Origin of the sequence: Pantoea sp. UBA7232 (assembly GCF_002473195.1) — a bacterium.
Classification (GTDB): domain Bacteria; phylum Pseudomonadota; class Gammaproteobacteria; order Enterobacterales; family Enterobacteriaceae; genus Pantoea; species Pantoea eucrina.
In genome coordinates this window covers 349,982-374,016 of the sequence record NZ_DKTK01000018.1, presented here as the reverse complement: position 1 = coordinate 374,016, position 24,035 = coordinate 349,982, and the positions used below count along the sequence as shown (strand labels likewise).

Here is a 24,035-nt window from a genome sequence, read left to right as displayed (position 1 = left end):
CGTTAACCAAACAGCGTCTGCAGGTGCAGGCAGGCGTCATCGTATTCACTGCGTTCAAAAATTCCCTGATGCAGAAACGCTTCCATCTGCGGATAGAGCGTAATGGCCCGATCCAGCATCGGATCGCTGCCGGCGGCATAGGCGCCGACGCTCACCAGGTCGCGGTTACGCTGATAGCTCGACAGCAGCTGCTTAAACTGCCGCACCCGGGCGTAATGCGTTTCATCAATCAGCGACGTCATTACGCGACTGATTGACGCTTCGATATCGATTGCCGGGTAGTGGCCCGCTTCCGCCAGCCGGCGCGACAGAACGATGTGGCCGTCCAGAATGGCGCGCGCGGAGTCAGCGATCGGATCCTGCTGGTCGTCACCCTCGGTCAGTACGGTGTAAAACGCCGTGATTGAACCGCCGCCGTCGATGCCGTTACCCGCCCGTTCCACCAGCGCCGGCAGCTTGGCGAATACGGAAGGGGGATAACCTTTGGTTGCCGGTGGCTCACCAATGGCCAGTGCAATTTCACGCTGCGCCATCGCATAGCGCGTCAGCGAGTCCATGATCAGCAGCACGTGCTGGCCGCGATCGCGGAAATCCTCCGCAATGCGCGTGGCGTAGGCGGCACCCTGCATGCGCAGCAGCGGAGAGACATCGGCCGGCGCGGCGATCACCACCGAGCGGGCGCGGCCTTCGGCCCCCAGAATATTTTCGATAAACTCTTTAACTTCGCGACCGCGCTCGCCAATCAGGCCGACCACGATCACATCAGCTTTGGTATAGCGCGCCATCATGCCGAGCAGCACCGATTTGCCCACGCCGGAACCGGCAAACAGGCCCATACGCTGACCGCGTCCCACCGTCAGCAGGGCGTTAATGGCACGCACCCCGGTGTCGAGCACGTCATGAATAGGCGTGCGCTGCAGCGGGTTAAAGTGCGGGGTGATCAGCGGTGCGCGATAGCCGGTTTCCGGTGCGGGCAGGCCATCCAGCGGCTTGCCGCTGCCGTCCAGCACGCGACCCAGCAGCTCCGGTCCCAGCAGCAGCTGTTTGCCGCTGTGATCGCCGTTAATTCGCGCATAGACGCGAGCGCCGGGTAAAATGCCGTCAACTTCTTCCAGCGGCATCAGAAACAGCTTTTGTCCGTTAAAACCCACCACTTCACTCTCTACTTCAGTGATATGGCCATTATCATGGCGTTCGATAATGCAGGTTGCGCCCAGCGGCAGCTGCAGCCCGGTCGCTTCCAGCACCAGGCCGGTGGCCCGCGTCAGGCGCCCATAGCGCCGTACGGACTGCACCTGGCTGATACGCTGTTCAAAAGAGTCGAGTGCGCCAAGCCAGCGCGACAGGCGAGACGTCATCAGAGTGCTCCCGGTGCCGCCAGGCGGCACAGCTCCTGCCAGCGGGTGGCCACGCTGGCGTCGAGGTCGCCATCCTCAGCGCTGAGCTTGCAGCCGCCGGGGTGCAGCGTGCTGTCAGCCAGCAGCCGCCAGCCATGCAGATCCAGCGTGGGGCCGAGCGTCTGCTCCACGCGCTGCAGATCGTCCGGATGCACGCGCAGCTGCGGTTTGCCGCTGAACATCGGCTCCTGCTGGATCAGCTGCTGGATTTGCCGCAGCAGGGCGCTGCCATCCACCTGCGTCGCCTGACCGATAACGGTACGGGCGGCCTCCAGCGCCAGCTGCATCAGCCGTGAGGCGATGACGCTATCCAGCGCTTCCAGCGTATGGTGGAACTCCGTCACCAGCTGCTGCATGCGCGCCTGCAGCGGCGCCTGCTGCTGCTGTGCGTCAGCCAGACCCTGCTGAAAGCCGGCGTCGTAGCCATTCTGCTGCGCCTCCGCAAATCCTTTCTGATAGCCTTCGCTGTAGCCCTGCGTCTGCGCATCTTTGCGCATCTGCTGCTGCATCCGCTCCAGCTGCTGCCGCTGCTCATCCTCTTCGCTGAACGCCATGGCGTCAGCGTCATGTTCTGCAGGCGGCAGATCGGGCACGGCGCTCAGCGGCGCAGCCAGATCGTCAGGCAGCCAGCGCTGCCACGGGCGGGCAGAAAATGCATCAGACATAGGTTTCCTCGCCGGCACCGATGACCATTTCGCCCGCTTCTGCCAGACGGCGCACTACCAGCAGAATCGCTTTCTGTTCGTTCTCTACCGCAGACATACGTACCGGACCGCGGTTGGCCAGGTCGTCGCGCAGAATATCGGCTGCACGCGCAGACATGTTCTTGAGGAACTTCTCGCGCAGCGGCTGCTCGGAACCTTTCAGCGCAATCAGCAGCTGCTCGGACTCCACTTCCTGCAGCAGACGCTGGATGCTGCGGTCGTCCACTTCCACCAGGTTCTCGAACAGGAACATCTCGTCGATGATTTTCTGCGCCAGCTCGCCGTCGAAGTCGCGTACGGCTTCGATGACCGCCTCTTCCTGCTGCGTTTTCATCAGGTTGATAATCTCGGCCGCGGTTCTCACGCCGCCCATCTTCGCGCGCTTGAGGTTGGTGCCATCCAGCAGGCTGTTCAGCACTTCGGTCAGCTCCGCCAGCGCCGCTGGCTGAACGCCGCCAAAGGTGGCGATACGCAGCATCACATCGTGACGCAGGCGTTCATCAAACAGCGCCAGAATATCGGCCGCCTGACCACGCTTCAGGTGCACCAGGATAGTGGCGATAATCTGCGGATGTTCGTCGCGGATAAGATCGGCGGCCGCCTGCGGCTCCATAAAGTTGAGCGTCTCCATACCGCTGGTGGTTTCGCGCGTTTCCAGAATATCTTCCAGCAGGCTGGAGGCACGCTCCTCGCCCAGCGCTTTGACCAGTACCGAGCGCAGGTAATCGTTGGAGTTCAGGCTCAGCGCCGCAAACTGCTCAGCGTCGGCCTCGAATTCGCGCAGGACTTCCGTCAGCTGCTTGTGCGATATCTGCTTCATATTGGCCATCGCCGCGCTGAGGTGCTGCACTTCGCGCTGGTTCAGGTGTTTGAACACTTCAGCTGCGCGCTCTTCACCGATAGTCATCATCAGGATGGCGCTTTTTTCTGTACCGGTCAGACTCATAGTTCGTTACTCATCCATTCACGGATAACCAGCGCCACGACGCGCGGATCGTTTTCAGACATATCGCGGATGCGCTGGCTCATCACTTCGGCACTCATGCGGTTAGAAGACTTCCGCTCCTGATCCAGCTCATCTTTATTAATCTGCACGCTGTAAGCGGCTTGCTCTTCCTGCGCAGCGGCGCGGGCGGCAACGGCTTCTGCAGCGGCCTGTTCCGCTTCGCGTTTGCGCAGCAGCTGCGGACGCACCAGCTTGCGGTAGAGGATGAATGCGACCAGCGCCACCAGCAGCCAGCGACCGGCACTCATTAGCTGATCGAAGAACGACTGCTGCTGCCAGAACGGCAGGTCGCCACCCGCAGGCTCGGTGGTATTGAAGACCGAGTTCACCACATTGATGCTGTCGCCGCGCGTCTGGGAATAGCCCATCGCTTCGCGGGTTAAATCTTCAATCTGTTTGATCTGCTGATCGTTCAGCGCGACCGCTTTGCCTTTACCGTCATCGCGGTAGTTCACGACCACGGCGACTGACAGACGCTGCACGTCGCCAACGTTGAGTTTGGTGTGGCGGATTGAGCGATCGAGCTCATAGTTCACCGTATCATTACGGCTGGAGCTGCTCGGGCCACTGCTCTGGCCAGCGGTGCTGGTAGTGGTACCGGCATTCTGCGCCGCATTGTTCTGGGCATTAGCCGCATTCTGCTGCGGTGGATTCGTCACCGGTGCGTTGTTAGCGGGCGCCGGCTGATTAGAGAGCGCACCAGGCACGCCACCCGGATAGGCGCTGCCGTTCTGATCGCTGGTGCTGGTCTGACGCGAGCGCACCGCCGAGTTGTCTGGATTGGCGTTTGGCTGATACTTCTCATCCGTCTGTTCGCTGCGGTCGAAGTTAATCTGCGCGGTAACCTGTGCATGCACGTTACCCTGGCCAACAATCGGGTTCAGGATCGCTTCAATACGCTGCTGATAACGCGCTTCAACTTCAGCGGCATATTTCAGCTGGGCGTCGTTGAGATCGCGTCCTTCGCTGTCGGAGCGGGTCAGCAGGCGACCGGTCTGATCGACCACGGTGACGTTGCCTGGCGGCAGGCCCGCCACGCTGCTGGAGACCATATGCTGAATCGCCTGGATCTGACCTTCATCCAGTGCCCGGCCAGGCTGCAGCGTCAGCGTCACTGAAGCCGACGGCGCTTTCTGTTCGCGGACGAAGAGGGTAGGTTTCGGCATCGCCAGATGCACGCGCACGCCCTTGACCGGACCCAGCGTTTCGATAGTGCGTGCCAGCTCACCTTCCAGCGCACGCTGGTAGTTGATCTGCTCGCTGAACTGGCTGATACCAAACTTCTCTTTATCCATCAGCTCAAAACCTACCGAGCCGCCTTTCGGCAGACCCTGCTGCGCGAGGCGCAGGCGCAGTTCATGCACTTTATCAGCCGGCACCATCAGGGCACCGCCGTTTTCGGCGAACTGGTAGGGGATGTTCATCTGCGTCAGCTGGGTGACAATGGCGCCACCATCTTCATCAGAGAGGTTGTTATAGAGCACGCGGTAGTCGGGCGCTTTGGCCCAGAGCACCAGCGCCAGCACAACCGCAATGGCTGCGGCCGCGGCGATGATTAAGGGAATTCGCGGATTAGCGCGCAGGCGGGCGAAAAGGTCTGACATGCCTTTCTTTGCTGATTCCTGTGTAGCGGCTGCACTCGCATTCATGACCGATTCCTGCCTGACATAATTGACCGGGTAAGTTGTGGTAACAAAACAGACTCCCTGATACGTCTACCCGGTATTTGCGCTGCTGGCCTGCAGAGTGCCGGCGGTAGCTGACGGAGTGAGCTCCCCGCACGGGCGTTCCCCTTCGGACCGCGGCGCAAAAACTTTAGGGTAAAAATGAAATTCCAATCTTATGGCAGGCATTATTGATGAATCGCATCACTTCGATGGCTGAATAAGCCGGGGTTTTAGGGGCTATTTAGCGCCTTTGTCCTATTGACACTGTGCTAACTTTGCAGTCGAAAAAAAATCTTCCTTTTCTCTGCGAGGTATAAAAATGTCAATTCAGGCTATAGATGGCGCACTGCAGCAGCTACAGATGACCTCACTGCAGGCGGCTGGCAAGGATACTCACTCCTCCAGCCAGCTCGATTTTGGTGCCACCATGAAAGCGGCACTCGATAAGATCAGTGAAACCCAGACCACCGCCCGCGCGCAGGCGCAGGATTTTGAGCTCGGTAAACCTGGCGTGCAGCTCAACGACGTTATGGTTGATCTGCAGAAGTCCTCTATCTCTATGCAGATGGGCATCCAGGTACGCAACAAGCTGGTGAGTGCGTACAGCGATATTATGAATATGCAGGTTTAGTCAGGTTAACTATATGATGAAAATATAGTTATTGGTCAGATGGCTTTAATGTGGGACAGTGATGGGACAAAACCATTCAGTTTTTCGTTCAGAAGACTCCTTTGGGCCTCATCATTTTCTTTTATTCAGGAACCGTACACCTGATAAACCATCTGTGCGTTAGCGTGTCCCATCTGACTAGCGATAAAGTTGGGATTTGCCCCTGCATAAAGTGACCAGCAGGCGTATGTGTGTCTGGACTGATATGGCTTACGGTGGCGAAGGCCTGCACGCTTACCGGTACATCTTGATGCACTCTAATTGCACCAGTGGCCGGCGCCCATGCAGCCGGACCTTTATCTGCTCGCAGGCTTCAATGGTTGGATAGATGCGCTCAGACACTGGAGCGGGAAAGACAGAGACTATTACAATGACGAAGCCGATGAGCATGGCTACATCTCTGGTTTGCGATACAGCGGCACCTCAACAGCTTCATTAAACGGTCCAGCCCAAATATCGCCTATCCTCAGTTCTTTCTCAAAGCAAAGATGCGCATCAGTGGTATATGCCACAGGCTTTGCCGTCAGGGTTGCCAGCGCAATAGTCTCTTTTCCTATTCAATTCCAAAATGGCTGTTTCTTAGTTACGCTAATTGAACAAATCACCCCGTCAGGATCTGCTCCATATACAGGCGTCAACTGTTAAGAATTGGGTTCGCTTAATAGTTCTGGGTTTTTAGCAGGTTGTGCGTCTTACCCGAATAATGCAGTTGCCGTTGCAGAAGCAATCCGATATTTAGCTATAGGATTTTAAAATTATGGCCTTTTCTAATCTCCAAGTTCCAATATGTTTTTTGATGGTAGTATGGTTGATGTATGCAAATCAGCCGGTTCATGGCCCACGGATGCAAAAAAGTTAAAGAATTCTTCCTTTACAGAGGGTGTGGTAGATTTGGATATAGCTATCGATTCAGAGGTGAAAGAACTGGCAGGACTGAAAAGTACAGGGTGCTCCTCAACCGGATTAATACTAACGATGCTCCTGATGTCCAGTGGCCAGAAGCGCCATTCTAACCATATATCATATTACTGAATAAATTGCGCTTGTGGGCCGCAGGTTGCATAATCAGTGATGCAAATATATAGAATGGCTTATGCGTGAGGATAAATTGGCAAAAGGTAGATTGGATAGCATACAGGTGCTCAGGGGTGTAGCCGCAATGCTTGTGGTTCTTTTTCATTTCAGGCATTACATTAATGATGTATATCCATTAAAGGATCTTGGGGACAGGCTTTTTCTTTTCGGCGAGGCTGGTGTTGATATCTTTTTCGTGATCAGCGGCTTCATAATCGTTTACGCATCACGTAATAAAGAAAATAACACTTTTTCAGAGTTCGCCATAAAGAGATTCTTTCGTCTCTACCCTTTATATTTTGTAGTTCTGACAGTTTACCTTCTTTCTTACCGTGAAGAGTCTTTTACTGTTGTCAATATAATAAAAAGCTATCTTCTTATACCTATAGACTACAATGGCAAAGCTCCATGGTTTGGATTGAGTACCATATATTCCGCATGGACCCTGACCTATGAATCATATTTCTATGTGGTTTTTTCACTAGCAATACTTATAAGCCATAAATATAGAGCTATGATATGTTCTGTATTGATTCTCACAATTATGTTTTCTTTGCAGAAGCATATGAATGGTGTTTTCACCTTTGAAGCGATATCCGGGACAAACAGCTTTCATGGAGTGTATTATAATTTCCTTTTCGTATCCAACCCTTTAATTATAGATTTTATGCTAGGCATGCTTGTGGCATATATCTATCTTTTCTATGTTGAAAAATTCAATGGCAGCATTCATTTAACATTTCTATCGATATTAGCCTTCACAATCTCTTTAATATTCATGCTGTCCAGAGCTACTGGCCTCGTCGGACCTTTATATTGGGGATGGTGTTCAGCTTTCATAGTGCTATCTATACTTATTATTTCTAAAGAGTTAAACATTTTTTATCCGCGATTCCTCGTTTATCTTGGCGAGATGTCATGCTCAATTTATATCAATCACATTGTAGTTAAAAAAGTGGCTTTTGCTTATATTGGTCCGCTTGGTCTCTTTGGTGACGGCGATGGCTTTGTTATATTGTTCTCATTAGTGATAGCAACGTTATGCATTTCATATGCAACGTATAACTATATTGAAAAACCAACATTAAAAATTGGACATAAGCTATCTGACAGGATAAAGCGCAATAGATTACGCAAGATGAAATCTGCCAGCACAGCATGATTTATAAAAAAGCACCGGCTACGGGGCACCCTGTACCGCACGGGCTACAGGGTGAGGGATTAAGGTTGATTGAGGGACCTTTAATATGAGTATTGAGACATGAAATGGTGGGCTGAAAAATTATATTAGCTCTGTTGAGGCTAACGTTCTGTTTAGTGAGTTACACATCGCAGGTGAATCTAATTATATGATTAAAGCCCCTGGCGGGGCTTTAATCAACGCCTACGAAAATAAATAAAAGAAAAAGAAAAAAGGCTTGCTAGAGATAAAATAAACGGCGCTAGCGTGAGCATTTTGCTATAGCTTAACTCTATAGTACCCTGCGCAGGACCATCAATAGTAACTATTCCATTATCAGAGGTGCCAACAGAAACATCCCTGCCATTATATTTAGCATTATATCCAGGATAATACATCACTGGGAGTTTTATTTTTCCATTTTCAGGGTGATTAATATCAAAATTCAATGATGACCAAGACGGTTTTATTGATTTCATATAATCCATTTTTTTAATGGATTGAATCTCTTTTATATTATCGTGTTTAGCATCTTCGAAAGATGCATTCATATAATCGTGAAACTCGTGATGCTGAATTTCGCTTGCTCTTTTTTGAATGGCCGCTTGCATAGGCGAAAATGAAAATATCAATGAAAATATCAAAGCGAAATAGTTTATTAATGGAAGGTTAATGCTTTTTAAATATGAAACAGATAGTAGTGCTATGGCTGGGACGGCCATTAACATAAGTCGCCAGGGAAACTGTATAAACCTCAGTACAGGAGTCTTTTCACTTATCATATACCATGGAAATAGCTGAGTAGATGCAATCAAAAATAGCGTCGCAATAATGAATATTGAAGTGGTCTCTAAAGAATCCAGTATAACCCGTTTTGCAATATAGCAAAGAAAAAGTATATTTAAAACTACTCCTGATGAAATAACTAGCCCTTTTGTGGTCATTCCTGAGGTCAATAATTCCGCAAATAACATCTCATTCAAACTAACGCTAAATTTCCCTATGGTATTATAGGATACAGCCAATGCATGAAAAGCAAAAACATCGCCTTTAATAAAATGGTAGATTAATGGAATTGTGAAGAAAAGCGAAGATGAAACTACGAAAGTGATGCTTTTAACTAAAATTATCAGGACTCTCTTCGTTAATGATTTTTTAATATTTATGAGGAAGTAAAGCACTGCATATATTAAGCAAACAATAAAAGACGGTATATTTGAGAGAAGAATGAAAAGAACGCCGACAGGGAATAACACCTTGCCTGGTCCGTCTATTAGGATAGCTCGCGCCCCAACTATAACCATTGGAGCGAATGCCATTGCCATCAACTCGCCAATATCAATGCGTATATACGCATCATTTAGAAAATAGCCAGAGCATATAAATAGTATTGATGCTATTGAAGCATAGTATTTCGACTCAAGCAGCTTAAGTGATGAGAAATACATAGAGATAAACGCGATAATAGTTATTATGCCAACAGTAGCCTTGAATTGGTTTGCATCACTTATCGAATATAATGTTATCAACTTCACTACTCCCATTAAGTAAGCACTTAAGGGTGGGTAGAAAAGGTTCCATGAGTACCCATACCAATTGTTACTATAGTAATCGAACAAAGGCAGTACGTTGAAATGGGAAAGTTGATTGTTGATATCTTTCATTCTTTGATAGTGAGCCATAGCATCAAAGCTATAAAAGGTTCCCTCTATAAAGCAAGGGTATAAAATAATAGCTATTGCTATCACAGCTAACAAAAAAGCATGACTTCTACTTCCCATTTTTGAAACGCCCTCTGAAATTATGTATTTATGCCTGTCTTTTTAAGTAAACTTGTTCGGTTTAATAAATATCTCAGGTGTCATTTTAAATTTATTGCGTTAGTTTCACCTGAAGATATAGTAAAGAATTTGCTTTCTTTTAAAATAATTAACCCTTTGTCATTTTGACGGCTTCCCATCTCAGCTTTAATGCCATAATGGCTAAGCATTATCATTCCCGACCAACTATACAGAGGCATTACCATCCATTTAAGGGAGGGGAATCGTTTAAACTCCATCTCTGTGGCAGCGCTTGTAGATAGTTGACCATTAACATATATCTTTTCTCCATCCCATGATTCTGGAATTGAAGAAGCTATATCATAAAAGATTTTATCTTCAAGTGTCCTTTGCGCCTTGCTAGCGTTTCCGTAAGCCGAAGCATATGATAAAGAGAAGACTACTGGAATAATGCAAGTAACAGCCGTTATTTTTTTGAAACTTGTCATTGTCGCAAGATAGCCAACAAGCAGCATCAGTCCAGGAATTCCCATCATTACACGAGGTGCAACGACTGTTTTATCGACTAGTATAAATGGCCCAGTTACAGAAAAAACAGTAATCAGAACACTGATAGCAATAACCAAAATCCCAGTAACTTTAGAAGATAGCGCCTCTTCGGTTTTGAAGATTTTTATGACGAGGACGATTAATCCAATAATGGCTACAATTAAAGCCAAAATCCAAGCCATAAACAAAGAATGATTTATTAGACTATCCGCAATGGTCCAAAATCTGTCAAGGTTATACATTAGGCTTTTAGTAGGACTTTCAGCTTTGGTTATTAAATCCGAATGAACATTCTTCGAAAGATAAAAAGGGGTTACACCCTTCATGTAAATCAACATTGATATGGCTGCGGATAAAGCCCTTTCAATGGATAGCTTTAACACCTTAATGCCGTTGTGAGATGAAGAAAGCAAATAGATTATTTCGATGGAACAGAGAGATAAGAAAACATTTATGGTCGCCTGATAGAGACTTAAAGCCATCACCAGACAAGCAGCGCTAGTTGCTATACGTAGCCAAGCGCGCAGAGACGTTACAAGAATAGAGTAGGGCAATGTTGCAAGAAAAACACCCAGCATCATAGGAAAACAGTCAAAATGGTAAGATAAATTTTGCAGGAAAAAAGGGCTAAGGGAGAATAGAGAAAATACGATCCCCGAGTATATACCTCTTTTTAAAGCAAACCGTGAATATAAAGTTAATGAAGAAGCGCCAAGTAATGCACCAGCAATGATAAGTGATAAAGGGAAAACATCAATAACATAATGACTTCCAAATCCCAGCGCCATTATTACAAAATCTGAAAGTGGACGACCTAGCGCACCCCAATACGGCTCACCATTAGCAGATCGTAGAATGTCATCCTGGTAAAGGATTCCAGAGAGCATTATTGGTAAAACAAACAATGCCGTAACAGTCACAATGACCCAACTACCGTTATCAAACCTATTAATTTTGAACATTCCCATTCCCTTGCTTAAGTACAAATCGTGGCCTTTGCTTTGTTTCCACGTAAATTCTTCCAATGTATTCACCCAACACCCCTATCCCAATAAGCTGCACGCCGCCAAGGAACAGAATGGATACCAGGATAGATGGATATCCCCTTACCGGGTTACCAAAAACTACTGTGTCAAATATCATCCATGCGCCATACAGAAATGATACTGCTGCAACAAACAATCCGATATAAGTCCACATACGCAGCGGGAAGGTTGAAAAGCTTGTAATGCCCTCCAGAGCCAGATTCCACAGCTTCCAGCCATTAAACTTTGATGTGCCGGCCACGCGCTCAGCCCGGGTGTATTCAACCACATCTACACGGCCGCCTACCCAGGACAGGATACCTTTCATAAACAGGTTGCGCTCCGGAAGGAGTTTGATGTGCTCGACCGTTTCACGCGACATGAGGCGGAAGTCACCAACATTCTCTTCAATCGTTGGCGAGCTGATTTTGTTATGCAGGCGATAGAACCACTCCGCTGTTTTCCGCTTCATATGCCCGTCTGTACTGCGATCTGCACGCTTCGCCAGTACCACATCAGCTCCTGCCTGCCAGCGCTCAATCAGCTGTGGTATGACATTGATCGGATCCTGCAGATCAACATCAATTGGGATAACTGCATCACCAGTTGCATGCTCAAGGCCAGCGAACAGTGCTGGTTCCTTGCCAAAATTACGCGTAAATGACAGCGCTTTAACCAGAGGATCTGACACTGCCAGGGCATTGATAATTGCCTCAGTTCCGTCTTTGCTCCCGTCATTGATAAACACGATTTCTATCTCATGCGCGGTGAGTTCCCGGCGTACTTCCTGATAGAAAATGGGTATCGCGTCTTCTTCATTAAAAACGGGGACTACAAGGGATATCTTCATTTTGCTTCCCTGAAAACGATGTATCGTGAATAGATGAAGCCACAGAACAGGCTTATCGCGGAGAAAACTACCAGGGTAATCAGTGGCGACAATCCCGACTTATCCGCCGCCCAGCCGACAGCAGAGGCCAGAGAGCCCATAAAGGCGACATAAATCATGTAGCGGAGGGTTGTTGTCTCAGAGTTGAACGTCCAGCGGGCATTCGCAAAAAATGAGAACGTTACTGCCACGCAAAAGGCGCCAAAGTTAGCAAGCGACTGAGTAGCATCAGAGGTGCAGAGGATCAGATAAAAGACTGCCCAGTGGATAGCGGTGTTCAGTACGCCGATACTGAGATAGCGCGAAAATAGTTTGAGCATAACGTTTAGCTTAAGTTAAGAGTTGCACGATCTTATACATCGTGAAACAGACTGCAACCCTTTAGGAACAATCGCATAAAAAAAGCTTTGGTAACAGGGTAATCACAACAGCGCCACTAAGCGCGAACCATCAGGCCTGCCCCGTGGCTACTGCCTGCTGCACAGAAGCGTTGAAGCGCGTTAACTGACATTTCGCATCCAGAACGGTGAAACAGCTACTCAGGCCGGGCAGCATGAATCACCGCAGCCTGACAACAGAAAAGCGAAGGAGAGTGCGCCATTAAATCTGGCCGTTGCACTGGAGAAAACAATCAGCGGGATATGATACGTATATAAGATAAACAGTGTCTATTCTTTCGATATATAGAACAGCGTGATGTGACTTTTGTGGAAAGCAGGATAGCGAACAATTAAAAAAATAATGTCTGCACATCTTAAAGCCAATAGCCTGTGCTGGACATGGATTTTAAAGCTGAGAGACACTTTCTTTCTGATTACACAATAAAAAGCTTAACGTTACCGCTGTTTCTTCAGGAAAGCACAATGCACTGTAGATTAAAACCCGCCGGTAAGCGGGTTTTCAGGCTTTGCCATTACGCAGCCATCTGACGGCACAGTTCTGCACAGTGATGGCAGGTTTTCGCGCATGCCTGGCAGTGATCGTGCTGATGCTGGCCGCACTCATCGCCGCATTTCTGGCAGATCTCTGCACAAAGCTGGCAGAGCGCGGGGGCAAATTCGCTCTTCAGCGTCATAAATTGTGCCGCGAGACGACAGATATTCGCGCACTCCATATCCATGCGGATGCACTCGCGCATCATCTCCAGGTGTTCCTCTTCAAGGCATGAAGCGGCACAGTTATCACAGGCGGCTGCACACAGGTAGCAGGCTTCGATGCACTGTTTGTATTGATCCGGCATATCTTCTCCTTAGTCATCAGGGTTACCTGTTAAGCCTGGAAAAAATATTCGATTATGCAAATTGTGAATACGTTAATAATTTTTTCAGCACTGCGCTTATTTTATGATTCTGCCTGCGCGCCAGATAGCCAGCTGCGTGAACATTCATCGATTAACGCCTGTAATTCACTCAATTTGTCTTATCCGCTCAGGCTTTACAAAAACATCAGGCGTATTTGCTTGATCGTTTACGGGATCTGCTATTACTGTATTTATATACAGTAATCATTTTGAGACCATGGATATGGAGCTTTTACACCCGGCGGACATCCGCGCCATCCTTGAATTACCGCTTTACGTCAGCCGCGTTCCGTGCGGTTTTCCTTCACCGGCTCAGGATTACGTTGAGCAGCGAATCGACCTGAACCGTCTGCTGGTGCAGCATCCCAGCGCGACATATTTCATTAAGGTCAGCGGTGACTCAATGATTGAAGGGGGCATCAACGACGGCGATATGCTGGTAGTAGACAGCTCAATCAAAGCCGGACACGGTGATGTGGTAGTCGCTTCGGTCTGTGGTGAATTTACGGTTAAGCAGCTTATGCTGCGCCCGTTCCTGCATCTCAGGCCCATGAATGCGGCGCACGCGATCATTGTGATTGAGGACGCCGATCAGTTTGAGATTTTTGGTGTGGTCAGACACGCCATCAAGACGATAGGCCCGTAAATGTTTGCGCTGGTGGACGTTAACGCGTTCTATGCGTCGTGTGAAAAGATATTCCGGCCAGATTTGAAAGGCGAGCCGGTTGTGGTGCTGAGTAACAACGATGGTTGCGTGATCGCCCGGTCGGCTGAGGCCAGAAAGCTGGGCATCAAAATGGGCGCGCCCTATTTTAAAATGAAAGATGAACTGACGCGGCACAATGTGCGGGTGTTCAGCTCGAACTATGCGCTCTATGCCGATATGAGTGACCGGGTCATGACCACGCTTGAGGAGATGGCAACCGCTGTTGAAATCTACTCAATTGATGAAGCGTTCATGGACCTGACCGGTTTTGGACGTTATAAGCCGCTGGAAGCGTATGGCAGAGAGATCCAGCAGCGGATATACCGGGAAATGCATCTGCTGACCGGGGTGGGTATTGCCCAGACTAAAACGCTGGCAAAACTGGCTAACTATGCGGCCAAAAAGTGGACCAAAACCGGCGGGGTGGTGGATCTGTCAGATGCAGAGCGACAGCGCAAGCTTATGGCGCTGGTGCCGGTAGAGGAGGTGTGGGGCGTAGGCGGCCGGCTCAGTAAAAAGCTGAACGCCATGGGCGTGATGACGGCTAAAGATCTGGCTGACCAGAGTCCCTGGGTTATCCGCAGGCACTTCAGCGTGGTGCTGGAGCGCACGGTCAGGGAGCTGCGCGGTGAATCCTGCCTGGAGCTGGAAGCGTTGGCGCCTGACAAGCAACAGATAGTGTGCTCGCGCTCTTTCGGCTCACGCATCACTGATTATCGCGATATGCGCGAGGCTATCTGCAACTTTGCGGTGCGGGCCGCAGAGAAGCTGAGAACAGAGCGCCAGTACTGCCGGCAAATAGCGGTGTTTATCCGTACCAGTCCGCACGCCGGCGATGAGATATTTTACGGCAATCAGGCGCTCGGCAGGCTGGCGATCCCGACCAGCGACAGCCGGGATATTATCCGTGTCGCGACAGACGCCCTGGATCGTATCTGGCTGGATGGCCGGAGATATATGAAAGCGGGCGTGATGCTGGGCGATTTTTTCAGTCAGGGCGTGGCGCAGCTCAACCTGTTTGATGAGTTTCAGCCGCGTGCAAATAGCGCAGCCCTGATGCAGGTGATGGATAAGGTAAACCAGGAAGGCAGGGGGCAGCTGTGGTTTGCAGGGCAGGGGATCGCGAAACCCTGGGCGATGAAGCGGGAAATGCTGTCTCCGTTTTACACGACGCGCTATGCCGATCTGCCGGTCGCGAAATAACGTCCCTGTTCATCTATCCTGCGCTGGCTTTCAGTTGCCCATATCTTCGGGCGTACGCTGGATCACAATCTCCAGCGCGTTGCGGTAGATATCCTGCTTCACAATATCCTGTTCCGCCTCAAGCCGCATGATCAGTGCCAGAATGATATCTTTGTTAGTCACGCGGATTTTGCGCGTGGTCAGCTCAAGCCGGATTTCAGAGATGATGACGCGTTCACTCAGATACTGCTCACCGGTAGTTTTAAAGTAGTCGCTGAGCTGAGACTCCGGGGTAGCAAGCTGTTTCATATTAAGCCTCACAAAAAAGGGGAAATCGCCTGTGTTATTGTCTGACAGTGGCAGCCATGCATGACCGCCGCGTTGCAATAAAGTTATACAAGGTTTCTGTAGTTGTACAACTATCTCGCCGCTCTTTTGTGTGGTCGTACGTGTAGATGATATGCATCAAAACAGTTGCGCTATTTTTTAGAACGATCATTTCCTTTATAAGCAGCAGGTTAGCCGGGGGCGAAGCAAAACGCGCAGCCTTCACGCGCGCCGGGCTGAAAGAAAAATTTTACGAGCTGGTCACCAGGCAGGAGCAGGCAACGATTATGCGCCCATTTTATTTTGCTAAACGCAGCGCGAAATCTGCAAGTCAGGCTACTTTTAATGCTCAGACCAATAATCAACAGAGGTGCGCATGCACTCACAACAGGTCAGTATCAACGTGTACGCTTTGGCAATCCGTAAACTTGCTGCCGCTCACCAGACAGGGGAAGATCTTAGCGACGTAAAACATCAGGTCGATGCAGTTATTCAGGCGATGAAAGAGGAGATGGCCGTTGATAAAATGGTGCAAATCGAAATGTGGGGTGAGCTGCTGACGATCCTCGATAGCTGCAGCCGCAATACGGCTCATCCTTCGTGGATCACGGTTATCAACCACGCGCGTTACCGGGTCAAGAGCAGAAAAAACACCGCAGTACAGTATTACCGGCAAATCAGCGCCTGATAAAACACTGCCGATCGCGACGATCGGCAGTTACTTTTCAGCCTGGTATCAGGGTTCATCAATGCGGGCGACTTTCAGGTGCGCGCTGTCGCCTTTGCCATAAACTTTACCGCTGACGCGGATTTTGTCCGTGGCGTCATAGGTTTTACCTTTGAAGGTTTCAGCAGGAGCATCGATACGTACGGTGCCTGAGCTGTCGCGGAACTGATAGCTGTGATCGCCCACTTTTTTGATAATGTAACCTTCAAGCGTTACATACCCGCCCTGACGGAAATCGCGGATCAGCGACACGCGCGTCTGACCGGTATCTTCCGATCCTTTATAGCCTGCATCTTCTTTATGCTGCGGCGGTGGCGTTTCACCCGCTTCAAATCCCCCTTTTTCAGCGTAAGCGCCAAAGCTCAGACACAGCATTACAGCAGCCCATGTAGTTTTGTTCATGTCACTCTCCTTGAAGTCAATCGACCCGTTAAGCCTGGCACAGGTTTCGCCAGGGAGCAGGGGCGCAGTGAAATTAATAGAGCAGCAGAACAAAAGGTATACAGCAGAGCGGAAGCGTTACAGGGCTACTGTTGCGCGGCCATAAAAAAGCCAGCACCCGGTCTGGCTTTTTTATGGCGCTGAGCAGCCGTCTGGTTATGCTCAGAGCGTTCAGGTCAGCGAGAGTCGGTTACTGATAACCCGATAACCTGAACCGGCAAAGGCATCAGCATCGAGCGGCTCTTTTTTGCCTGGCCCAAACCACTGCTGGTTATGTTCTCCCGCGTAATACCACACTTCCGGTTCCGTTGTGGCTGACTCCACCCAGTAATAGCCTTCCTGCATCGTCTTATCCTCCTGCGAGGAATATAGTCCAGCTGCGCTGCGCTTAAAAGCATTGCGCGCCGTTCTGCACAGAAAAATGTGCCGTCAGCGCTCTTCAGGAGGCGTCAGTTTCTCGCTGAGAAGAACAAAGCCCGCGGATTTAAAGCGCGCCAGAGAGAGAGGTATCGGCTCCATCGGCCGGTAAAAGCCGCGCCCCGCATCCCAGAACCATACTTCTGGCTCAGTTGTTCTGCTACCCACCCAGTAAAAACCCGTTTCCATTAGTGCTCTCCAGAAATGAATGAAGGCACGCCTTCTTAAATTTCCGCAAAATGATGTATCAGGTAAAGTCGATAATCAATCTTGTTTACCGCTTCGCTTATTTTACAACTTACCTTTTGAGGCGCCGAATATCCTCTGCCTCTGCGCAACATACGTATCTGCATTAATCGAAACCGGGCTCCTGTTCATTATGAATCTGAATTTCATTTATCAGGCACGGCACAGCAGAAACCTGTCATCCGGCTTTTACGGCCACTCTGCATAGGCTGCCCGATTAACGGCAACGCAGCACCAGAACAGCGCGAACGTTATCTGGCAGACCTGAATTTAGCGGCCGAAATCGATTTCACACTTTACACAAAGTCAGACTAAGTTGTACAGTTTTTCAAAGTTGTACAGGTTTGCGCTGGCTGTATAGAAGCGTCTGGCATCCTGCTTCTCTCAGCAAAAATGTATTGCCTTTCGTCTTATTTTTATACAAAAGAGAATGCTCTGCGCAGAGTAAGCTCATGACGGGCAGAACAAATTCGGGCTTTTTGAAAACAGATGGGTTTAAAATAAAAATACAGGATCTCATCCGACCACATGAAATGTCAAAATATAACTTATACAGATAGAAAATGACTGTATAAGTTAAAGGGTCAGGCGTGACGCTATCTCAGACGCCTTGTTATCGTGCGGGCTCAGCCTGAGCAGGGCGCTGAACCAGTAAATAAGCGATGAAAATAAATAATTAACAGCGTAATAATTTACGAAGAACTGCAGGAATAAAACGTTGCAGGGTTGAAGGTAATTTATAACAGCCTATTACCGCAGCAGATTATCCTCTGTGCTTTAAAATTAAATCTATTTTGCAGATAGCTGGCAGGACGACGAGCAGAGTATCAATATATCCCGTCCGGAGTGACAGCTGCTACACTTAACGATGTCGCGAACGGCGGCAGTGAATGTCAGTTCTGCAACAGAGGCGAGCAGGCTTATGAAAGATGGATATTACTGGGTGAAAGATGGCGAGCGCTATCCGGAAGTATGGTTCTATCAGCGGCAGTTTGGCTGGTTTCGTCCCTGCAGCGCGGTGCCGATGACGCAGCGCACCTTTGAAATGATGAAATATGTCATTCTGAGCGAGCCGCTTGATGCGCCTGCAAAGCAGCTGCAGGCGCAGTGAATTGTTGCCAGAGATGCACTTCAGACTGAGGCTATCTGATTTCAGGCCACGCAATTGACGGGAATCCATTCAGCGCCGGTCGCGCAAACAGGTAGCCCTGGAACTGATTAATACCGGCTGCCTCAAGCCACATCCACTCTTCCGCTTTTTCCACGCCCTCGGCAACCACGGCAATTTCCAGTGAGGCGCAGCATTTAATAATCGCGTGGACGATTGCCTGTTTTGGTCCGCTTTTATGGACGTCGCAGATAATTTCACGATCGATTTTTATTTTATCAGGCTGAAACTTTGCCAGCAGGGAGAGGCCGGCAAAGCCGGCACCGAAATCATCCAGCGCCAGACTGATACCGGCCGCTTTTAACTTCCGCACTTCTGCCGTGAACGCATCAGCGCGCGAAATAATTTCATTCTCCGTGACTTCAACCACGATCTGTTCAGGAATAAGGCCGCTGGCGTGGATCTCTGCGAGCAGAAAATCTACGGCATCAGGCACGGTGACCAGCGACATCGGCAGCAGATTGATGGTGAGCGTATGCTGCCCCAGGCCAAGTTTGCTGGCAAGATTGAAGGCCAGGCTTTTTGACTGAATATCTGCCCGGTAAATAGCATCACCGCCGAAAGCAGCAAAATACTCTTCCGGCGCACCGCCGGTAGGCGTGCGGATCAGCGCTTCATAGGCAGCAATACGGCGTGAAAAGGGATCAACAATAGGCTGGAAAGCAAAGCGGCAATCCTGAATCGAGTGCTGAAAATCGTTCAGCTCACACAGCGTCGACTCATCCGCGACAAACTCCCACGTGTTCGCCGGTGGAATTTCAAAATAGTTCTCTTTTTCACGCGCCTCAACAAAGGTGCGTAAAAACTGCAGCGCACGATCGTCGTAGGTCAGCTGGTGACGCGAGGTGCCTTTATCGAGTACGGCCTGCAGCACGCGGCTTCTCTCATGCTGACGCAGATCGAACAGCTCCATACCGGTATTACCAAAGCGGCGCGCCGGCGCGAAATCATGCATCAGCTCGACCAGATTATGATGACGGGCATCCTGGCGAATACGATCGTAGATATGTCTGACAGCGCGATCGGGTCCTTCCAGAAGCTGAAAGAAATGCCGGCCGTCAAATAACAGAATGCCGGTGATGTCCGACAGCGCATTTTTGGTGTTTGCGCGGGCCACGATATCTTCAAGAACTCTGACGGGAACGTGTTCATCGAGATGGCTGCGGTAAAGAATAGTGGTCAGCATGCAATTGTCCTGCCGGAACGTTATTTAAGCTCTTACATTAACCGTCGAACGGGCCGGGATGTCCAGCGCACAGAGGCTAAATCAGCATAATATTTACCGATTTATCTGATAAACGTAGCGGCAAAACAGGGGTCAATTCAATTTATCAATCGGTCGAAATGAATCTGCATCAACGATAAATATTTTAGATTGAATGGATTAATAAAAAGCGTATCTTAAGCCGCTTTAGCCGGAGGAATAAAATGTTACGTGATTACCTGAAACTGGAATCAGAAGATCGTCTTGTTGAGCAGGATAAACAGACAGCCCGGAACGATCGGGAAGCCATTACCCGCTGGCAGATCACAGACAGCCAGGGCAGGGCAAAAGGGAGCGTCGTGCTGAGCGACAAATTCAACACCCGCCGCTCATGGAACGTGAACTACCGTATTACCCAGATGGATGCATCCGGCCGCATCGTTATCGATCGCCTGACCGATACGCTGTAGCGGGCCGGTGCGGGGTTTTACTGGCCGCCAGCGTGATAGTGCCGGCGCATTTCAGCCAGTACACCGATAATCTGCACCTCATGTTTGTCCGTACTGAGTACGGGATAATCTTCATTCACCGGACGCAATAAAAAATGCTCTTCATTCTGTGAAGGGGAACGCACGCGCAGCGTTCTGACCAGCGCCTGCCCGGCATACAGCGCCAGCACCACCTCACCGGGCGCTGCAGGGCGTTGTGGTTCGAATATCAGCAGATCGCCGGGCAGAAAAGCTGGCTGCATGGAACGATCGTCCAGCTGAACGGCGACGGCGCTGTCGCTTACCGCACTGTCACAGTAGAGAAAGCGATCGGCTTCCCGCTGCAGCTGCAGGCGGGTTTCATCCAGCCAGCCGGTAACCTGCTGCAGTGTCAGCAGCGGCACAGCCCGCACGCTGCTGTGGCTGCTGACAACCGCAAAGGGTTCCCCCTCACCATCAAACAGCCATGCCGCCGGGCACTGCAGCAGCTCTGCCAGCCGGAGCAGATGCTCGCCACGCGGCAGCGTCTCATTTTTTTCCCATTGTGAAATAGCCACGTGCGAGACGCCGACGTCTGCCGCCAGCTGCTGCTGGGTCAGTTTCAGCATTTTACGGCGTTCGCGAATGCGCTGGCCTGGCGTTTCCTGATTTTTCATCTTGACAACTCCTGAAAGGTTTACTTAAGTATACTTAAATTAAATGATTGAAGTAAACTTAAAATACACTGATCGTATGACTGGCAAGGGGAGGTCAGTGTATTCCGGGCGGAGCCCTTGCCAGTACTGAGAGGTAAGGCATGGAGAGTAGTCTCATCACCAGCGTTGGCGCACTGCTTCTCGGCGGTGGTGCAGCAGCAGTGTTCTGGAAACCATTACTGGCCGGCATTGCCACCATCGTAACCAGCAATCGTGCAGGCGGGGAGATTATCACCAGTTACAAAGAGCAGGTGATGTTACTGAAGGAGAGTCATGCGCTGATGCGACAGGAGAATGATGAGTTGCGCATTCGTCACGATCGCAATTTGCGCCGCATCTCTTCGCTGGAGACCGATCTGCGTCTGATAAAAAATGCGCTGGGCATTTTGCTGGCAACGACTGAAACCGATCACAGCGATAAATTTCGCAGTCAGATCAATCAACTGATTACCACGCTCGAGGAGAACCGTGATGGTGCAGATAAACAGTGAATTCACGATCAGAAATCACCGGCGTCAGCTGCTGCTGGGGGGAATGATGCTGCTGTTATCGCTGATATGCATTGCCATGACCGCGATGTTTATCTACGTCAGCAATGAAGCCAACCAGCGCGTCGAAAATATCCGGGAAGAGTACCGGCAAATCTCTGACCGCCGCGAAGCGCGGGTGGCCGAACTGACAGAACAGCTGGCAGAGCTGCAGCTGAAACTCGACGGCATACTGGTGCGCGAAAAGGTCAGACCGGCTAAACGCAGCAGCTAGCGGCAGGGAGGCAGTGATGAGTATTACCCGTCAGATCGCGGTATGGCTACGGCAGCGGCGATCGTTAACCCGAAAGAAGGAGAGTACCATGAGCGAACAACAGAGCATTAACCCGGCAGCAGCAGCGGATCCACACGATGTTTCTCCGCTGGAGAACTTTGCTAACGAGACGGCACCGGCCAGCGCGGCGGTAACGGAAGAGGTGGCGACGAGCGCAGAGGCGGCCGCGACAACAGAGGAGAGCGTACCGGCTGACGCGACGGCACAGGCTGTGGCAGACGATCCCCTGACGACGGCATCCGTCAGCGCTGATGTTGCGCTGGCAGAGGTGGCAGCACCTGCTCAGACAGAGAGTGCGTCACCGGCCGCGGTGGGGCCGGATGCCGGGGTGAAAGATTTTGTCCAGGCGTTTGCGTTTGTTGAACATGGCGTGAGCCAGCTGGGGGAGGCAGCCAAAGCGGAACTGATGACGCTGGCGCGCAAATACCTCTGATGCGCAGCTATCTGTACTGACAGGGATGTCAGCCCCGGCCAGAAACCCACTTCCGACTATTCTTAATGCGGCTTCGCTATTATCGACTATCTTTAATCACTCAGACGTTATTTTAACGGGCAAAACAAGCAAAAAGGAAAATAGCATGAGCGATTCAGAAGCGATTAAAACCAAACCTGAGTACCTGCGCGATGTTACCTCACAGCTTAAAGAGATGCGTCACTACGCGCAGACCAACACTGAAACGCTCTCTGCACACTGGCTGGCGTTTGATGCGGGCGAGTACAAAGATAAAGAGTATGCAGGGCGATTTGAGCAGCTGATCAATGAGCAGAGTAAACTGCTGGAGAATATCGATCAGACTATCCAGGATTTAGAGATTGCGGTTAACCATATTGAGCAGGAGAGCTAACCGCATACGGCAGGGTGGCCTAGTCGGCCACCAGCCACATATCCGCCTCATCAAACATCTCTTCGACAATGCGCGCAACGGTCGCTTTATCGTTTTTGCTTAAATCGGTATCGATTCCGTTGCGCTCCATCGGTTTTACCCGCACTTCAGCTTCCGGAAACACGCGCTGTACCCGCTTTTCGAGCTCAGCCTGAATCATCTCGCGCGCGCCGGGCAGGCCAGCGACGTTACGCTTGTCATAAATCAGCTCTACAAACATCAGAACCATCCATCAAATAAGGTCAGGGCATCATATTACTGTAAATAAAAACAGTAGCAAGGGGTGCGGGCGGTGCAGGCGGAAAAAAGTGTACGCATCAGCGGAGTGAGGAAAAGCGCTGGAAAAAGCCGGGGAAAAAATGAACCTCTGGAAGTGGAAAACCAGCACCACTTCCAGAGGTGGCGCATACGCACCATTCGTTAAGGGACAATCCTTGACGGTTGTCATGCTGCGTAACTTATACAAAAATATTCCTTTGTACAACTATATTTTTTCTGTTGTACAACTTTGCGCGCTGCCGTGCAGTACTAAAGCTCGTTCTTTATACAAAACTCTTCCCACGTCATACCCAGCGCCTCAGCGTGCGTCTTCAGATAGGCTTCAATCGCCTCTGCGGCAACCGCTTTATCCGGCTCGGCGAGCTGAATAGAGAACAGAATACCATCCAGTTTTTTCTGCCGGATAAAGGCCGCGTAAATCCGTTCGGCATGCCAGTCGCGCAGTTCACGCAGTGACATATTTGCCGCGCGGGCGTCGCTTTCGCTCAGCTCATCCAGCGCGGCCTGAAAGGTGGGGTGGGCGGTGAAAAACAGGCTGCGCGCCAGGCTATAGTACTCTTCAGGGGTTTTCATGCTCGGTTCCGGGTCGTTAACTCGGCGCATAGTGTAACTGCAACCTGCCGCGTTGTCAGGCGCGCCGGGTTTTGCTGCAGATCGCTTGCCTTACGCCTGAGAAAAATTATACCGTAGCCGCCATTAACGCGAGGACAGGGAATCAAAATGAAAAAGTGGATCGTGCTGGCCGCCGTCGCACTCAGTGGGTGCGCGCAGATTAACAGCTACAGTGATGCGGTAAAAACCCCGGCGCCGGCCGCGCTGCAGGGCAACTGGCAGACCGTCGGGCCGCAGAGCAAGCTGATCAGCGGCCAGGCGCTGGGCAGCCTGATTATCACCGCCGACGGCGATACGCTCGATTGCCGCCAGTGGCAGCGGGTGATTGCCAAACCGGGCAAGCTGACCCGTCTGAGCGACAACTGGGTCAACGTCAATCGCCAGTCGCGCGTGATGCCGCTGGTGCTGGAAAACGGTGAGTTGCAGTATGATGGTCTGCGCCTGCGTAAAGTGGAACAGCCAACCGTGGAGTGCCAGCAGGCGCTGGAAGAGGTAGCGAAGCGGCCCGATGAGGCGGTGATTCAGGATATTGAGCCAGAGCTGATGAAACCGGTTGCGGCGCATACCGCGCAGTAATGCAGTAAGAGACCCTCTC

General features: G+C 50.5%; 30 protein-coding genes and 1 pseudogene. 13 read left to right on the top strand and 18 right to left on the bottom strand.

Annotation, left to right across the window (positions count from 1 at the left end; translation table 11 throughout):
* Positions 1–2: 2 nt before the first annotated feature.
* Genes fliI through fliF form a run of 4 tightly spaced genes read right to left on the bottom strand, consistent with a single transcriptional unit; the run spans position 3 to position 4,756 of the window.
* Entirely contained in the window at positions 3–1,358 is a 1,356-nt protein-coding gene (fliI, locus tag B4056_RS16310) for a flagellar protein export ATPase FliI (protein ID WP_288655343.1), read from the bottom strand.
* Positions 1,358–2,062 carry a flagellar assembly protein FliH gene (gene fliH, locus B4056_RS16305; protein ID WP_288655342.1) on the bottom strand — a complete coding sequence of 235 codons (705 nt, stop codon included), beginning with the start codon at positions 2,060–2,062 and terminating at the stop codon, positions 1,358–1,360. The genes fliI and fliH overlap by 1 nt, the downstream gene beginning before the upstream one ends.
* A complete protein-coding gene (gene fliG, locus B4056_RS16300) occupies positions 2,055–3,047 on the bottom strand; it encodes a flagellar motor switch protein FliG (RefSeq protein WP_039385125.1) in 993 nt (330 codons plus the stop codon). The genes fliH and fliG overlap by 8 nt, the downstream gene beginning before the upstream one ends.
* Positions 3,044–4,756 (bottom strand): flagellar basal-body MS-ring/collar protein FliF, encoded by a 1,713-nt coding sequence (fliF, locus tag B4056_RS16295; protein WP_094111330.1) that lies wholly within the window; start codon positions 4,754–4,756, stop codon positions 3,044–3,046. The genes fliG and fliF overlap by 4 nt, the downstream gene beginning before the upstream one ends.
* Before the next feature lie 337 nt (positions 4,757–5,093).
* Between fliF and fliE the strand changes: the two genes are divergently transcribed.
* Positions 5,094–5,405 carry a flagellar hook-basal body complex protein FliE gene (gene fliE / locus B4056_RS16290; RefSeq protein ID WP_288655336.1) on the top strand — a complete coding sequence of 104 codons (312 nt, stop codon included), beginning with the start codon at positions 5,094–5,096 and terminating at the stop codon, positions 5,403–5,405.
* Positions 5,406–5,440: 35 nt separating this feature from the next.
* Here the strand turns inward: fliE and B4056_RS16285 are convergent.
* Positions 5,441–5,680: pseudogene (locus tag B4056_RS16285) on the bottom strand (site-specific integrase); the annotation flags it as partial.
* 579 nt (positions 5,681–6,259) lie between these two features.
* Between B4056_RS16285 and B4056_RS17060 the strand changes: the two are divergent.
* The gene (locus B4056_RS17060; protein WP_376780623.1) at positions 6,260–6,457 is read left to right on the top strand and encodes a tail fiber assembly protein; all 198 of its coding nucleotides are present in this window, start codon (positions 6,260–6,262) and stop codon (positions 6,455–6,457) included.
* 80 nt (positions 6,458–6,537) lie between these two features.
* A complete protein-coding gene (locus B4056_RS16280) occupies positions 6,538–7,680 on the top strand; it encodes an acyltransferase family protein (RefSeq protein WP_288655334.1) in 1,143 nt (380 codons plus the stop codon).
* Positions 7,681–7,895: 215 nt separating this feature from the next.
* Here B4056_RS16280 and B4056_RS16275 read toward each other — a convergent pair whose 3' ends face one another.
* The 5 genes from B4056_RS16275 to B4056_RS16255 all read right to left on the bottom strand — a co-directional run bounded on the left by B4056_RS16275 (position 7,896) and on the right by B4056_RS16255 (position 13,182).
* Positions 7,896–9,479 carry a hypothetical protein gene (locus B4056_RS16275; protein ID WP_288655331.1) on the bottom strand — a complete coding sequence of 528 codons (1,584 nt, stop codon included), beginning with the start codon at positions 9,477–9,479 and terminating at the stop codon, positions 7,896–7,898.
* Between the two features lie 80 nt (positions 9,480–9,559).
* Complete coding sequence (locus B4056_RS16270) at positions 9,560–10,990, bottom strand: glucosyltransferase domain-containing protein (RefSeq protein WP_288655328.1); 1,431 nt, start codon at positions 10,988–10,990, stop codon at positions 9,560–9,562.
* Positions 10,977–11,903, bottom strand: coding sequence for a glycosyltransferase family 2 protein (locus tag B4056_RS16265; protein WP_113655064.1), 927 nt, complete (start codon positions 11,901–11,903; stop codon positions 10,977–10,979). Before B4056_RS16265 ends, B4056_RS16270 begins: the two co-directional genes overlap by 14 nt.
* Positions 11,900–12,262: a GtrA family protein gene (locus tag B4056_RS16260; RefSeq protein ID WP_113655065.1), complete on the bottom strand. Its 363-nt coding sequence runs from the start codon at positions 12,260–12,262 to the stop codon at positions 11,900–11,902. Before B4056_RS16260 ends, B4056_RS16265 begins: the two co-directional genes overlap by 4 nt.
* A 593-nt stretch (positions 12,263–12,855) precedes the next feature.
* Positions 12,856–13,182, bottom strand: a complete 327-nt coding sequence (locus B4056_RS16255) for a four-helix bundle copper-binding protein (protein ID WP_288655326.1) — start codon at positions 13,180–13,182, stop codon at positions 12,856–12,858.
* 283 nt (positions 13,183–13,465) lie between these two features.
* On the opposite strand from B4056_RS16255, the gene umuD reads away from it, so the two are divergent.
* Positions 13,466–13,888, top strand: a complete 423-nt coding sequence (gene umuD / locus B4056_RS16250) for a translesion error-prone DNA polymerase V autoproteolytic subunit (RefSeq protein WP_071668089.1) — start codon at positions 13,466–13,468, stop codon at positions 13,886–13,888.
* On the top strand, positions 13,889–15,151 hold the full coding sequence (gene umuC, locus B4056_RS16245; protein ID WP_288655324.1) for a translesion error-prone DNA polymerase V subunit UmuC: 1,263 nt from the start codon (positions 13,889–13,891) through the stop codon (positions 15,149–15,151).
* 30 nt (positions 15,152–15,181) lie between these two features.
* Here the strand turns inward: umuC and B4056_RS16240 are convergent, their stop codons facing one another.
* Positions 15,182–15,439: a biofilm development regulator YmgB/AriR family protein gene (locus B4056_RS16240; protein ID WP_065649031.1), complete on the bottom strand. Its 258-nt coding sequence runs from the start codon at positions 15,437–15,439 to the stop codon at positions 15,182–15,184.
* 394 nt (positions 15,440–15,833) lie between these two features.
* Here B4056_RS16240 and B4056_RS16235 point away from each other — a divergent pair, with 394 nt between their 5' ends.
* Positions 15,834–16,145 carry a hypothetical protein gene (locus B4056_RS16235; protein WP_039385086.1) on the top strand — a complete coding sequence of 104 codons (312 nt, stop codon included), beginning with the start codon at positions 15,834–15,836 and terminating at the stop codon, positions 16,143–16,145.
* Positions 16,146–16,193: 48 nt separating this feature from the next.
* Here the strand turns inward: B4056_RS16235 and B4056_RS16230 are convergent, their stop codons facing one another.
* The 3 genes from B4056_RS16230 to B4056_RS16220 form a co-directional block, all read right to left on the bottom strand.
* Positions 16,194–16,586, bottom strand: coding sequence for a YgiW/YdeI family stress tolerance OB fold protein (locus B4056_RS16230; RefSeq protein WP_094111339.1), 393 nt, complete (start codon positions 16,584–16,586; stop codon positions 16,194–16,196).
* A 210-nt stretch (positions 16,587–16,796) separates the two neighbouring features.
* A complete protein-coding gene (locus B4056_RS16225) occupies positions 16,797–16,970 on the bottom strand; it encodes a hypothetical protein (protein WP_190289136.1) in 174 nt (57 codons plus the stop codon).
* 84 nt (positions 16,971–17,054) lie between these two features.
* Positions 17,055–17,231, bottom strand: coding sequence for a hypothetical protein (locus B4056_RS16220; protein ID WP_158086436.1), 177 nt, complete (start codon positions 17,229–17,231; stop codon positions 17,055–17,057).
* A gap of 979 nt (positions 17,232–18,210) precedes the next feature.
* Here B4056_RS16220 and B4056_RS16215 point away from each other — a divergent pair.
* Positions 18,211–18,399 carry a hypothetical protein gene (locus B4056_RS16215; protein ID WP_039385080.1) on the top strand — a complete coding sequence of 63 codons (189 nt, stop codon included), beginning with the start codon at positions 18,211–18,213 and terminating at the stop codon, positions 18,397–18,399.
* A 31-nt stretch (positions 18,400–18,430) separates the two neighbouring features.
* On the opposite strand, the gene B4056_RS16210 is transcribed toward B4056_RS16215, so the two are convergent.
* Positions 18,431–19,642: a diguanylate phosphodiesterase gene (locus B4056_RS16210; protein ID WP_071667952.1), complete on the bottom strand. Its 1,212-nt coding sequence runs from the start codon at positions 19,640–19,642 to the stop codon at positions 18,431–18,433.
* A gap of 242 nt (positions 19,643–19,884) precedes the next feature.
* Here B4056_RS16210 and B4056_RS16205 point away from each other — a divergent pair, with 242 nt between their 5' ends.
* Positions 19,885–20,130, top strand: coding sequence for a hypothetical protein (locus B4056_RS16205; RefSeq protein ID WP_039385074.1), 246 nt, complete (start codon positions 19,885–19,887; stop codon positions 20,128–20,130).
* A 17-nt stretch (positions 20,131–20,147) separates the two neighbouring features.
* On the opposite strand, the gene B4056_RS16200 is transcribed toward B4056_RS16205, so the two are convergent.
* Complete coding sequence (locus tag B4056_RS16200) at positions 20,148–20,804, bottom strand: helix-turn-helix domain-containing protein (RefSeq protein ID WP_288655320.1); 657 nt, start codon at positions 20,802–20,804, stop codon at positions 20,148–20,150.
* 140 nt (positions 20,805–20,944) lie between these two features.
* On the opposite strand from B4056_RS16200, the gene B4056_RS16195 reads away from it, so the two are divergent.
* From B4056_RS16195 to B4056_RS16180, 4 genes are all read left to right on the top strand, one after another.
* Positions 20,945–21,334, top strand: coding sequence for a hypothetical protein (locus B4056_RS16195; protein WP_039385067.1), 390 nt, complete (start codon positions 20,945–20,947; stop codon positions 21,332–21,334).
* Positions 21,315–21,605 (top strand): hypothetical protein, encoded by a 291-nt coding sequence (locus B4056_RS16190; protein WP_094111341.1) that lies wholly within the window; start codon positions 21,315–21,317, stop codon positions 21,603–21,605. The genes B4056_RS16195 and B4056_RS16190 overlap by 20 nt, the downstream gene beginning before the upstream one ends.
* Positions 21,606–21,693: 88 nt before the next feature.
* A complete protein-coding gene (locus tag B4056_RS16185) occupies positions 21,694–22,098 on the top strand; it encodes a hypothetical protein (RefSeq protein ID WP_288655317.1) in 405 nt (134 codons plus the stop codon).
* Between the two features lie 145 nt (positions 22,099–22,243).
* Positions 22,244–22,510, top strand: coding sequence for a hypothetical protein (locus tag B4056_RS16180; protein ID WP_039385065.1), 267 nt, complete (start codon positions 22,244–22,246; stop codon positions 22,508–22,510).
* A 19-nt stretch (positions 22,511–22,529) separates the two neighbouring features.
* Here B4056_RS16180 and B4056_RS16175 read toward each other — a convergent pair whose 3' ends face one another.
* Together B4056_RS16175 and B4056_RS16170 are read right to left on the bottom strand one after the other, a co-directional pair.
* Positions 22,530–22,769 carry a DinI-like family protein gene (locus tag B4056_RS16175; RefSeq protein ID WP_039385064.1) on the bottom strand — a complete coding sequence of 80 codons (240 nt, stop codon included), beginning with the start codon at positions 22,767–22,769 and terminating at the stop codon, positions 22,530–22,532.
* A 308-nt stretch (positions 22,770–23,077) separates the two neighbouring features.
* Entirely contained in the window at positions 23,078–23,401 is a 324-nt protein-coding gene (locus B4056_RS16170; protein ID WP_039385062.1) for a DUF6388 family protein, read from the bottom strand.
* 147 nt (positions 23,402–23,548) lie between these two features.
* Between B4056_RS16170 and yedD the strand changes: the two genes are divergently transcribed.
* Positions 23,549–24,016, top strand: a complete 468-nt coding sequence (gene yedD, locus B4056_RS16165; protein WP_071667948.1) for a lipoprotein YedD — start codon at positions 23,549–23,551, stop codon at positions 24,014–24,016.
* The last annotated feature ends 19 nt before the right edge of the window (positions 24,017–24,035 follow it).